Below are 13,756 nucleotides of genomic sequence, written 5' to 3'. Positions count from 1 at the left end.
TGCCGGCAGGTTTATCTATTTTACAATTACTTTGAAAGATTTTTTAACGTTTGGAGCTTCAAGAACTACCATTATAATATTGCTTTCAGTTGTTTGTGGTAATTGTATCTCAGTTAATACTGAAGAAGATTGAACGGTTTTAATCAATTGACCTGTAACAGAGTAAAGACTGATTTGCATTTGATCTAGCTCTTCCTGAGGATAATCAGCTTCTACAGTGATTGTTTTTCCTGTTTGGATTGGGTTAGGATAAAGTTTAGCCTGGAATGAGTTAGTAAGCGTGATTTTACTTGTACAAGTTTGTAATATTTTACCATCTTTTGTAGTCATTTTTACACTATAATCGGCTGTAGGGTCTAAAGGTGAATTTAAACTTTCGCTGGCAGAATAGTATTGACCAGTTCCTATTAATTGTCCGTTTTTAAACCATTGGTATGCAGTAAATTCATAACCGCCATTTGTCAACGGGTTGTTGTTTACAATAAGTACGTTGTTGAATTTTTGACGCACTATATCAAAGAATCCAAATGGTTTTTCAACCGTGATAGAGTAAACTGCTGATAAGCTTCCGTCTTCAGATGTAATCGTTACATCTTTGCTGTAAATACCTGGTTTAGGAGTTGGAATTGTAAAGTTAGCAGATGGAGTAATAACGGCATTTGATTCATTTACAAAAGAAACCGTTGGGTTATTCTCAGAACATGACATTACATAGTTGATCATTTTTCCTGGGTTTTCGAATACTTTTGTTCCTAAAGTAATTCGCTTAACATCGATATTGTTGTTAAGGATTAGTAACAATTGTGAAACATTTGCAGCAGGAAGATAATTTGCATTTCCAGCTTGACGAGCCGTAATGTTAACTTCACCAGATCTTAGCATATTTACAACACCAGTTGCAGAAACATTTGCAGGAGCTAAAGTTGAAACATAAGTAAAGATATAATCTACAGGCAGACCAGAACTTGCTGTTGCTGTTAAATTAAAGGTATTGTTAGCTCCTAATGTTTTAACCGGAAGCGCATTAAATGTAATTTGTTGTGGTGCTTTGTTAATTACCAAATTAGCTGTAAGTGTTATTGGAGAACAGTTAGGCGAAATAGCTGCTGGTGTTATTGTAGCAGTTACCGCATAAGTTCCGGCATTTACAGATGTGTTATTTGCAGAATACGTTACACTTGCTCCGGCTGGAAGGTTTGCTACCTGTAAAGGATGTGCGTTTCCATCGTAAGTAACCTGAGCATTTGCAAAAGTTACTACGTTAAGAGGAGATGCAAGTACTTTTACTGTTTGTAATTGCGTAGTTGTATTTCCGTTTCCGTCATCATACTTCCATGTAATAGTATAAGTACCTACAGTGTTATAAGTTAAAGGATCTGTTGTTGTAGCATTTAAAGTTCCTACACAATTATCTATTGCAGTTGGAATCGTAATTTGAGATGCTAAAACAGCACAATAGTTTGAAATTTCAGGAAGAACAGCGATAGTTGGTACTGGTGCCGTTACATCTGGAGTTATTCCTATAGTTACTGTTTTTGTCAAAGTACATGCATTTGCATCTGTAATGGTAACAGTATACGTATTTGGACTTAATCCTGTTGCTGTTGCAGCAGTTCCTCCAGAAGGTGACCAAGAATAAGTATAGCTTCCAGTTCCTCCAGTTGTAGTTACTGTTGCTGTTCCGTCATTTGCACCGTTACAAGAAACATCAGTTTTAACTGTTGTTGCTGTAAGAGCAGCTGGTTGTGTAATAGTTACACCTGCAGTAGTGGTACATAAGTTTGCATCTGTAATTGTTACAGTATATGCTCCGGCAGCTAATCCTGTTGCTGTTGCAGCAGTTCCGCCAGAAGGAGACCAAGAATACGTGTAAGCTCCTGTTCCGCCGGTTACATTTACTGTTGCAGATCCGTTTGAGCCTCCATTACAAGAAACATTTGTTTGAGATGTGGTTGCTGCAATTGCTGCTGGCTGTGTAATTGTAAAACTTTGCGTTTTAGTACATAAGTTAGAATCTGTAACTGTTACAGTATATGTTCCTGCAGCTAAACCTGTTGCAGTTGCTGCAGTTCCACCAGAAGGTGACCAAGAGTAAGTATAGCCTCCAGTTCCTCCTGTTACGACAACACTTGCAGATCCCGTTACGGCACCATTGCATAATAGATTAGTTTGCGAAGGTGTAATATTTATAGCAGCAGGTTCTGTAATGGTAAAGTTTTTTATAATAGAACATCCGTTAGCAGATGTAATCGTTACGGCATAATTTCCTGCAGTTAAATTAGCTGCTGTATCGGTATTTCCTCCAAAAGGAGCCCATACATAAGTAAATGGCCCCGGAGCACCACTAGGAAGTACAGTTGCAGATCCTGTATTAGATCCATTACATAAAACATTAGTTTGAGATGTTGTGGCAACTAAAGTATTAGTTGTAGTAATAGTAAAGTTTTTAGTTAGCGTACATCCGTTAGCATCTGTAATTATGACATTATAATTTCCAGCTAGTAACCCTGTTACAATTTGTGTTGCAGCGCCATTTGACCATAAGTAAGAATATGGAGTAGTACCACCACTAACATTTACAGCCGCCTGACCACCTGTTGAACAAGTTGCATTTATCTGGCTTGTTGTAGCTGATAATATTGCTGGCTGCGTAATAGTAAAACTTTTTGAAATAAAACATCCGTTGTTATCTGTAATTAAACAGCTGTAATTTCCAACAGTAAGACCAGTTGCAGTAGCTGCTGTTCCTCCAGTTGGAGACCATAAGTACGTATAGTTTGATGTTCCTCCGGAAGCAACAACTGTTGCTGTACCCGTTGCGCCTCCATTACAAAGAACATTAGTTTGTGATGCAGTTGCAGCTAAAGGACTTGGCTGGTTTATTGTTATACTAGCAGTAGTAGAACATGCATTAGCGTCTGAAATTGTAACTGTATATGTTCCAGCAGGTAATCCAGATGCTATTGCAGCATTTCCACCAGTTGGTGACCAAGAGTAGGTATATCCACCAACTCCACCTGCTGGAATTACAATTGCAGTACCATTAGTGCCTCCATTACAAGAAACATCTGTTTTTGAAATTGTTCCAGATAATGCAGCAGGTGATGAAATAGTTATGTTTTTAACTAATGTACAACCATTAGCATCTGTAATTGTACAAGTATAGTTTCCTGCGGGTCTTCCGTTAATAGATGATGTTGAACCTCCAAGCGGTGCCCATGCATAAGTATAACCGGGTGTACCTCCTGATACTGTTACGCTGGCAGTACCATTACTTCCTCCAAAACAACTTACACTTGTAGAAGCTGTAGTTGCTGATAAAACTGTTGGCTGTATAATAGTAAAACTTTGAGTAGCAGAACATAAATTAGCGTCTGTAACTGTTACGGTATAAGTCCCGGCAGCTAATCCAGATGCTGTAGCAGCAGTTCCTCCAGAAGGAGACCATGAATAGGTATAAGCTCCAGTTCCTCCTGTAGCTGATACAGTTGCAGATCCAGTTGTACCACCATTACATGCAACATTAGTTTGAGCAGATGCGCTAGCAATTAAAGCTGATGGCTGCGTGATAGTAAAACTTTGTGTAGTCTGGCATAAGTTAGCATCTTTTACAGTTACTGTATAAGTACCTGCGGTTAATCCTGTTGCCGTAGCAGCAGTTCCTCCAGAAGGAGACCATTGATAAGTATAAGTTCCGGTTCCGCCTGTTACTGCAACAGTTGCAGATCCAGTTGCAGATCCATTACATAAAATATTAGTTTGTGCAGCTGGTGTGGCTGTTAAAGCGCTGGCAGGGCCGCCAACAACAATACCCGTTATAGTTTTGACACAAGCGTTAGCATCAGTAATGGTAACACTGTAAGTTCCTGCAGTAAGACCGCTAGCTGTAGCCGCAGTCCCGCCAGATGGTGCCCAAGAATAAGTATAACTCGGAGTTCCGCCGCTTGCAACAACAGTTGCACTACCATTAGATCCTCCAAAACAAGAAACCGATGTTGTAGATGTTGTTCCATCTAAAACTGGCGGCTGTGTTACATTGATATTTACAACTTTGGTACAAGCATTAGCATCCGTAACAGTTACACTGTAAGTACCAGCCGTAAGACCTGTTATTGTTTGTGTTGTAGCTCCTGTATTCCATAAGTAGCTATAACCTACAACTCCTCCTGAAGGAGTTACAGTAGCACTACCATTAGCTCCTCCATTACATGCCACATTTGTTACAGACGGTATTGCATTTAATACAGATGGCTGTGATACCATAATATTATTTATGGTTCTGCTGCATGCATTTGCATCAGTGATAGTTACGGTGTAGACTCCTGCCAAAAGACCTGTTGCAGTAAATGATGTAGCTCCATTACTCCATAAAACGGTATAAGGGCTGGTTCCTCCTATTGGGGCTATAGTAGCAGTACCATTTGATCCTCCGTTGCATGAAACGTTTGTTGTAGAAGCTGTACCATTAAGCGCAGCTGCTGGCTGACCAACAACAATACCAGATATTGTTTTAGTACAAGCGTTAGCATCAGTAATGGTAACACTGTATGTTCCTGCGATAAGTCCTGTTATTGTAGCTGTTGTAGCGCCGTTACTCCATAAATAAGTATGCGTTCCGGTACCTCCTGATGGAGTTACAGTTGCAGTACCATTTGATCCTCCAAAACATGAAGCTGCTGTTGTAGAAGTTGTTCCATCTAAAACAGGCGGCTGCGTTATTGTAATATTATTTAGCGTTATAGTACATGAATTTGCATCTGTAACCGTCACGCTGTAAGTACCTGCTGGACGACCTGTTATAGCAGCTGTTGAAGCACCTGTATTCCATAAGTACGTATAACCTCCGGCTCCTCCTGTTGCAGTTACAGAAGCGACACCATTACTGCCTCCATTACATGATACGTTTGTAACAGCAGATGAAGCACTTAATGCAGATGGTTGTGTTACTTGAATATTATTTACCGTTTTGGTACAAGAATTTGCGTCTGTAACCGTTACACTATATGTTCCGGCTATAAGACCTGTAATAGCAGCTGTTGTAGCACCAGTATTCCATAGATAAGTATAACTTCCGGCGCCTCCTGTTGCAGTTACAGAAGCAACACCATTAGCACCTCCATTACAGGCTACGTTTGTAGCAGCAGGTATAGCATTTAATACAGGTGGCTGCGTTATAGTAGCAGATCTTGTTATTTGTGTTCCTTCACCATCAGTAACGGTTACAGTATAAACTCCAACACCAAGAATAGATGCTGTTGCATTTGTTCCTCCAGATGGCGACCATGAATAAGTATAAGGAGTTGTGCCTCCGCTTACAACAATTGTAGCAGTACCATTGTTTCCTCCGTTACAGCTGACATTTGTTTTAGCAATAGTTGCCGGAGCGGTTAATGCAGCTCCTGTTGTAAAATTAAATTCAGCTCCGTAATTAGTTCCACCGCTGTTGGTAGCATACGCTCTATAATAAATAGTTGTTGCAGCAGGAAGTCCCGTTACAACATTACCAAATGTCCCAGTTCCGGTCCCTATTTGAACTTTATTATTTGCAATAGTTGGGTTTACCGTTGTAGCCCACACAATTCCTCTTTCTATGGTTGCATCACCACCATCAGCAGTAACCTCACCACCAAGTGTTGCAGAAACAGATTTGATACTTGCTGCCACAGCAGATGTTACAGTTGGTGCAACTGCAAGTGTAATACTTGGTGCAGGATAATTTGTTGGGATTGTAGGAGTAATACCTAAATCATTTGTAGCATGATGCCCCCAGTTTGCAGGATTATTTATGCTGGCTAATATTGCAGCTTTTGAACCTGTTAAAGGACCAGTATATTTACTGTTAGGAATTTCTGGTCCTGGTGCAGGAAATAAAGAAATACAGTTTACACCATTTGTTAATCCTGGCGGTAAACTGCTTTCGGCTCCTAATGCTGGTATAGAAGCTAAATTCCAAGTGGTTACCGGATCATAATTTGTTGCATTATAATCGCCATGTATACCAGCAATAAATGTTGGAGATGCCGGCTCAGGAAAACCTGTTGGAGATTGATAAGCAAGTATTTGGTCTCCAGCAAAAAGATTGAAGTTTGTACCCTGCGCAATTGTTACAGATGCCTGAGTTGTACCTGTTATTGTAAAAGTATCTGCAGCTGTTTCAACTATTGATATAATAGTTCCTACAGGTGTAAGTGCCGGTACATTCCACAATAAATGTGTTTCTGTACTGCTGGCCCAAACTCCGTTGCCCCATCCTTTTTCAGTAAAATAGATAGCAGTTCCTGCCGGTATTGCTTTTAAAGTAATAAAGGAGAAACCATCTCCGGTTGGAGATCCCGTTTGATATCCCACAAAGGCGATATCACCGGGCGCTAAAGTCTGAGCTTTTGCATTTTGATGTACAAAGAATGTACACAAGAGCATAATAAATAAGAGTAGTTTTTTTTTCATAATACGAGATTTAGGTTAGTGACATAGATAAGCATTGTGCCAGCCACTTTGATGATCAGGCTTAGTTATTGAACTTAAAGCTTTAATAAAATGTCCGTCATTTACCAATGTTTCAATTTTTCTAAAGCTTATATTATTGAGAGAATCCAGATTTAATTCATAGATGTAATGATTAAATGTTGTTCTGTTTGTATCCTTATCGAATTTTATAATCCCTCGTGGTCCTTTGATATTTAAATGATCCATTTCTTCTATTAAAGACTTGACACTTAAATTTTTTGCATTGAGCATGATGTTCTTCAGTATAAGCCCATTTTCATATCCAAGAATTGAAAAATAAGTTGGGTTTTCTGAATATGAGTTTTGATACAGTTCGTTTAATTCTGAAGTATCTGTATCATTCTGCATCCAGCTGCTTACTACATAAAGTTCGTTTTGATTATTCTTGTACTCGTCTAAAATTTTATCATTGATAAAAAAGGGAGTTACATAGAAAGGATATTTTTGGGTAATTTTATTTTGGCTTATAAAATCTGCATTTTCTTCAGCATATAAACCACTATAAAAAGCAAAAACAGCATCAGGCTTTTGTTCGTTAATAATCTGTGACATATAAAGTGCCTCATCTTCTCTAGGCTGAAAAGGCGTAATATAATGCCCTGAAAAATTGTCTTGTTCGTTAAATGCATATTCTATTGCAGACAACAGGCCGTAACCCGAATCATAAAAAGAAGTTGAGGTTGCTATTTTTTCATATTTTTTACTTGTAAAATAGCGGCCTAAATGATAACAGGATTCAGCTAATCCAAATGAATTAATATAAACCCCTTTATAAGCCTGCGTTTCATAAGGCAATGTTGCTCCAAGATCAGCAGCGATTAATAAAATATCATTTTTTGAAGTATAGTTATAAACTTCTGACATATTTTTATGACCAAAAAAGCCAATGATAATCGATACATCTTCCTGAAAATTCAGTTTTTGTATTCTGTCAATTATCATTTTTTCGTCTGCACCAATACCAATACTTTCTACAAAAAATTTTGCATTTAGATTATTAAGTTTTAACCCTCGCATAAAATCCTTGTCTATTGTAGGATACTGTTTTGACTTTGGAATTAAAATTCCTATTTTAATGTCGTTATCCATAAATTGAGATTAAAAAATAGAGGCAGTAAATGCCTCTATTTTTAGTGTTTTATTAGTTGCGAGAAGGAAAAACTCCTTGTAATGAAATACACATGTTTACAGCAAGATATGGATTTCGGATACTAAATGGAAGGTTGTTTCCTGTTGGTGCGGTGTTACCTCCTAGAACGGCAGTTGCACCAATTCCTCCAATTTTAGATGTTCCACTTCCTGGTTCACTATAAATGTTTGCAGTTTGACCTCCAGAAGCAAGAGAGTTATTTCCACCGTCAGTTTCATTAGAAACTGTACCTCCTGTAATTGAATTTGCAGTTACTGTTATAGCTGCAGTTCCACCTGTAAGAGCGTGAATGTGAGCAGGAATATTACCTAGTGATAATGAAGTGTTTTCAACACCCGCAGCTTCTCCTATTATAAAGTTGCTTAAACCAGGACCTTGTCCATAGTGTATAGCGCTGCGTCCTCTTAAGTCAGGAAGATTAAAAGTAGTTGTACCATTTCCTCCATAAGTTGTTCCAAGTAAGGCAAATAAAACTTGATTTTGAGAAATTCCCATAGCTTGACCGTTACAATACGCCCAGCCTACAGGGGCGAAATTGAATGCAAAAAGATGGATCTCTCCGACGTAAACTTCAATCATAATTTTTAGATTTAATAGGTTAATGTTAGTTATTTGATTTATAATGTTTTGATAGATTCGGTTACAATCAGTAATTAATCTGACAGATTTTTACTATACACTAAGTTACTGAAAATAAGTTCTTTATGAACAGGTGTTTTTACGGGTTTTATGTAAGTAAGAAATTCCCTTTTTTAATCAATTTTAAATAGAGAATAATACCTATGGTTTTCAAATTGAACACTAAATCGCCTTAAAACTTAATTTATACTCTAAAATTATACGGCTAGTGGCTTGGTGAGGAAAAATATGTCACGAAAAAGGGATTTCATGTCATGAAATCCCTTTTTTAATGTAGAGTAAAATGATGAGGTATAAAAAAATCTGTTTTTTTGCTTAGATTTCTTTATTTATGGGGTTTAAAATGCAGAAAAGGGTTTTTCCTACATTATTATTTGCAATATTCTCTGCTTCTTTTTTTTATTTTTTGAGCTCGTTTTCTTTGCGAAAAAGTTCAAAATCATTTAAGTTATAACTTGGGCATGCACCTTTTTGAGAAGTTATAAAAGCACCCAAAGCTGTGGCCTGATTCATAATTTCTATTGGGTTTTCGCCCAGAATTCTTTTCGATAGAAATCCCGCTAAAAATGCATCACCGCTTCCTACCGTATCCTGAATAGTTACAGGAACAGCCGGAGCATCATATTTTGTATTTCCATCATAATACAACGCACCTTTACTGCCTTTACTCACGAGCACTTCTTTTACATCAAATTTATCCTGAATAAAATGTACGGCATCGTCTTCGTCTACATAACTTTTGTTTAGAAAATCAAGAACAAGATGCAGTTCGGCCTTATTCATTTTTACCAGATCAGCTTTTTGAAGAAGTTCGTTTATTACCGAAACAGAGTAGTGGGGCGGACGTATATTAATATCAAAAACTTTAAATTGAGCAATTTCCAGCAATTCAAAAAGTGTGTTTCTAGACGTTTCGCTTCTCGTAATAAGACTTCCAAAAACAAAAGCCGAAGCATTTGATATCTTTTCTATATAATCATTTCTAAATTCAATAAAATCCCAAGCAACTGGTTTTATAATATCATAATGCGCTTCGTTATGTTCGTCGATATGGGCTATTACAGTTCCCGTTGGATAAACAGGATCAATCTGGCTGTCTTGGGTCGAAATGTTCCAATTTGTTAATTGAGTCATAAGATCAGTTCCCAGCTTATCGTTTCCTACGCGGCTTATCATGTGCGAATCAATTCCCATTCGCATTAAATTATAAGCTACATTAAAAGGAGCGCCGCCTGCTCGTGCACCTTCTGCGAATATATCCCAAAGAACTTCTCCATAACAATAGACTGATTTTGTATTTATTTTTTGTGTCATATTTCTAAATTAAATGTTTAAGCATTTGCCTATTTAGAAAATTAAGCAAAAAATGAGTAAAATCACTTTACTTAAGAAGTTTTTTTTACGAAGAATGATCGTCGATTATATTTTTAACACTGCGAATAAAGGTTTCAGTGTTTACGATTTCATTTTTAATGTAAATGTCGTAATCTGTCAATTTAAATTGTTCCAGCATATCTTTTTTGAGGTATTTAATCATCGATTCAATACTTCTGGTGTCATTTTCGCTTTGTCTTTTTAGTTCGCGTTGTTTACTTTCGAGGTATGCTAAGGTTTTTTTTAATCTTTGAATGCTTAATTTATCCACGCTGAATCTTTTAAAATTATATAACTTCTCTGCTACATACGTTTAAAATGACATTTCAGTTTGTCATCTTTTTCAAAAAAATAAAATATGTAATCAAATATAATTAACTATTTATATAAGTAATTGAAAAAGTTGGAGTTATGTGAATAATAAATTTTAGTTATTTTTTAGTTTTTTTCCTTCCAAGCCAAATTATTAAACCAGTTATGGGTAAAGTAGCAGCAAACAAGCAAACTAAAAACGCCAGTGTTTTGGTAGGATATCCATAAATACTTCCGGTATGAATAGGGTAAACTAAGCGGCGTACTTTTTCGCCGTCACTGATAGATTCATACGGTTTAACCTTTAAAATTTCGCCTGTATATTTATCAAAATACGCCATACTCGAAATATTCGGAATCGATTTTTCTAGATTCAATTTGATTACCGTAATACTATTTATGGTGTCTGACGGAATTCTAATCTGCGTATCGCCTTTATATTTGTAAATGCTGTCGGTTTTGGAGAAAATATTCTGATAAAAATAAGTTTTGTCATTATTTGGGTCGACTTTCGTAGGATTTTCAACCTTAGCCGATGGTTTCTTTGTCGTTCCGTCTACCAATAAATAAATACCAGTTTCAACCCATTTAAACGACCAGGTTAATCCCGTTAAGGAAATTATTAAAAGAACCAGAAAAGTATAAAATCCAAAAGTAGAGTGAAAGTCCCAGTTGACTCTTTTAAAAGAAGCACTCCATTTTACAGTTAATCGCTGTTTTAGGTTTTTCATTTTTTTCGGCCACCATAAAACAAGTCCGGATAAGAGCATAAATATAAAAATAAGACAGCTGCAGCCGGTAATAAATTGACCCACATCGCCCATAATGAGACGGCGGTGCAAATCTAAAACCACCGTAAAAAATCTTTTATTGGCAGCCACTTTTCCTAATACTTTCCCCGTGTAAGGATCAATAGAAAAAATCTGATTTTTTTTATCCGTATCGGTTGCAGTAATAATAACCGTTCTTTCAGGATCATCAAAATTGTGAATTCGGTTGAATTTTTTAATCGAATATTTTTGCTGAATGTCTTTCATATAAACATCTACCGTCATTTTTTTTGTTCCGATATCCGAAACTTTATAAAACTCAGGATTGATAATAGGATCGATTTCATCCTCAAAAACCAGAATACTTCCAGTAAGAGCAACTATAAAAACAATTAGCCCGGACGCAAGTCCGAGCCAAAGGTGCAATAAGCCAATATTTTTTTTAAACGTTTTATTCATATAAATAAGGAATGGAAAAGTGTTTTCAAATATAATAAAGGATTTATTAAAATGAGTATCCTAATGTTAACAACCAGTTCGAAGGCGCGCCAGGGAACAAACGGATATAATCGTAACCTCCAACCCAGTAGGTTTTGTTGGTTATGTTGTTAGCATTCAGCTGAATTTTAAATTTATTGATGTTGTAATACAAGGCAGCATTAAACAAAGTATAACCCGGAATAGTCTGTGTTACCGTCTGGCTTAAGTTACGAGTCGTAACGAAATTAGTTCCAAAAGCAAGACCAAAATCTTTTAGAGCACCATCAGTAAAGTTATAACGTGTCCAAACATTTCCTTGTTGTTTTGGTGTATTTGGTTTTTGTCGGTCTATTTCAGATGCTATTGGACTGTCTGTAATCGCAGCTTCGTTGTATGAGTAAGCGGCCGAAATACTCCAGTTACGTGTAATATTTCCGTTTACATCAATTTCAATACCTTTAGATTCTTCCTGTCCAATTGCTCTCATTAAATCAGGATTTGTTGGATCGTTAGCTGGATATAAAGTGTTTTTCTGCTGAATTTTAAATAAAGCTACAGTCACAAAAAGTTTTTCTTTAAACCAAGATGATTTTCCTCCAAACTCGATCATATTACTTTCTAACGGGTCAAATGGACCTCCGGCATTAGGATTTGATAATGAGGATGCCGTTTGCGGATTGTATCCTTTTACGTAAGTTCCGTATAAATTAATGTTTGGATTAAGTGTATAAGTAAGTCCAAAACGAGGCAGGAACGAATGTTGTTTTACTTTCTTTTCGTTTGCTTTTTTATAGTTTTCCTTATCGGTATATTCATCATAGCGAACTCCTATTAATGCCTGGAAAGCTCCAAATTTAATATGATCCTGAACATAAACTCCATATAATGAATAATAAGTTGGGTCAAACGGACGTGCAACATAGAAATATTTACTCATATCCTTTAATTGCTGCGATGCCGATGGATTTGTTAAATCAAAATGCGCCACGTTAGGAACCGGATTTCCTTTTGCATCTAATAAATATAGATTCTTCTTTTTAGGATCGTAAGTTGCAATTGAACCATTATTGGCTGCATTTCTATATCCTGTTGCCTGAAGCTGAGAACCTCCCGCAGGAACTTGTTCTTGTGCATAATCATAACCTGCAATTAAATTATGATCTAAAGCTCCGGTTTTTGCCTGATATTTAAAGAAAGCCGAAAGATTATCAATATAACGCTTGCGTTTACGCTCAAAAACCTGCATTTCAATTGCTGTTGGAATAGTCGATCCGTCACCTGCTGAAGCATATTTGTTAGCACCGCGGTGTTCCAAAAGATCCTCGGTATAACCCGTACGGATATAAGATGCAGAAAACGATAAACGATCTGTAAACTGGTGATTTAAGGAAGTAGTCACGATATACGTTTCTTCATTTAAATAATCATTAGTCGAATTTAATGAATTTGAAATTTTAGTTGAGAATAAATTGTTCTCATAAGTCGATTGTCCGCGGTCTAAGATACTTTTAGAACCTGTATAAATCAAGTCAAAGTTTACACTTGTTTTATCATTTGGAAGAAAAGACAGGGAAGGAGCAATAACAATATTTTTGTCGAATTGTAAGTCTCTAAAAGAATTGGCATTTTCATACCCTAAATTCAAACGGTATAAAAGTGATTTATCTTCTGTTAAAGGTCCTGTAAAATCGGCTAAAGCTCTTAAAGTATTAAAGCTTCCTGTTGAGAAACTTACACTGTTTGCCGCCTGATCTAAAGGTTTTTTAGTAACTCGGTTTAAAACCCCTCCCGGAGAAGCATTTCCAAACAAAGCAGAAGAGGGTCCTTTTAAAACTTCAACACGTTCTAGGTAGTTGGCAAGAGGCTGTTTCCAGAATCCAGTAGAAGTTCTCATTCCGTTAAGTAACTGTGTGTTACTTCCTCCGTTGATTCTAAAACCACGAATCGAAATGTCATCATAAAAAGTAAACTGACTCACACCGCTGAAGTTTTTTACAACTTCGCCTACGCGAATGGAACCCTGGTCTGCAATTAACTCTTTTGTAGCATAAGAAACTGCTTGCGGAAGATCTTTTAAGGCGATTTCTGTTTTGGCTCCAATAAAAGATTTGGTGTTTTTATATGATTTCTCTTTTCGTCCTGTGATTTCTACAGTCTGTAAAGTGTTCACATTTTCCTCTAAAATAATAGAAAGTTCAAGATTTTCATTTTCGTGAAGTTCAACAGTTTTTTCCTGAACAGAAAATCCCATTGCCGAAAAAGACACTGTATAATTTCCCGGTGTCAGGTTATTGATTTCAAAGTTTCCTTTGTCATCAGAAGTGCTGTTTTTTTTGAGGCTTTTAATAGAGACAGAAGCATACGATACAGCTTCATTACTTACGGAAACGATCTTTCCGGTAATTTTAGCATTTTGCGCCTGGCTAAGGTTAAAAAAGGCCAGCAGCAAAAATAAGTAAGTGAATTTCATGGCGGTTATTTATTTTTACGCTGCAAATCTATACTTATTTAGATTAATTACAAA

Annotated in this window: 7 protein-coding genes; all 7 read right to left on the bottom strand. The window is 36.6% G+C overall.

What is annotated here, in order from left to right:
• Window positions 1-15: 15 nt before the first annotated feature.
• The 7 genes from AC1RRQ_RS08295 to AC1RRQ_RS08265 all read right to left on the bottom strand — a co-directional run bounded on the left by AC1RRQ_RS08295 (window position 16) and on the right by AC1RRQ_RS08265 (window position 13,702).
• Window positions 16-6,447: a beta strand repeat-containing protein gene (locus AC1RRQ_RS08295; RefSeq protein ID WP_493022547.1), complete on the bottom strand. Its 6,432-nt coding sequence runs from the start codon at window positions 6,445-6,447 to the stop codon at window positions 16-18.
• A 15-nt stretch (window positions 6,448-6,462) separates the two neighbouring features.
• Window positions 6,463-7,596: an ABC transporter substrate-binding protein gene (locus AC1RRQ_RS08290; protein WP_493022546.1), complete on the bottom strand. Its 1,134-nt coding sequence runs from the start codon at window positions 7,594-7,596 to the stop codon at window positions 6,463-6,465.
• Window positions 7,597-7,648: 52 nt separating this feature from the next.
• Entirely contained in the window at window positions 7,649-8,236 is a 588-nt protein-coding gene (locus AC1RRQ_RS08285; protein ID WP_493022545.1) for a phage tail protein, read from the bottom strand.
• 459 nt (window positions 8,237-8,695) lie between these two features.
• Window positions 8,696-9,610: a carbohydrate kinase family protein gene (locus AC1RRQ_RS08280; RefSeq protein ID WP_493022544.1), complete on the bottom strand. Its 915-nt coding sequence runs from the start codon at window positions 9,608-9,610 to the stop codon at window positions 8,696-8,698.
• Between the two features lie 85 nt (window positions 9,611-9,695).
• Complete coding sequence (locus AC1RRQ_RS08275; RefSeq protein ID WP_493022543.1) at window positions 9,696-9,941, bottom strand: hypothetical protein; 246 nt, start codon at window positions 9,939-9,941, stop codon at window positions 9,696-9,698.
• Window positions 9,942-10,101: 160 nt separating this feature from the next.
• Window positions 10,102-11,211 carry a PepSY-associated TM helix domain-containing protein gene (locus AC1RRQ_RS08270; protein WP_493022542.1) on the bottom strand — a complete coding sequence of 370 codons (1,110 nt, stop codon included), beginning with the start codon at window positions 11,209-11,211 and terminating at the stop codon, window positions 10,102-10,104.
• 46 nt (window positions 11,212-11,257) lie between these two features.
• Window positions 11,258-13,702 (bottom strand): TonB-dependent siderophore receptor, encoded by a 2,445-nt coding sequence (locus tag AC1RRQ_RS08265; RefSeq protein ID WP_493022541.1) that lies wholly within the window; start codon window positions 13,700-13,702, stop codon window positions 11,258-11,260.
• Between the last annotated feature and the right edge of the window lie 54 nt (window positions 13,703-13,756).

The organism is Flavobacterium sp. GW821-FHT12A05, from assembly GCF_058807735.1.
Note: the sequence above shows the minus strand (reverse complement) of the source record. Positions and strands in the feature narration are given on the sequence as shown.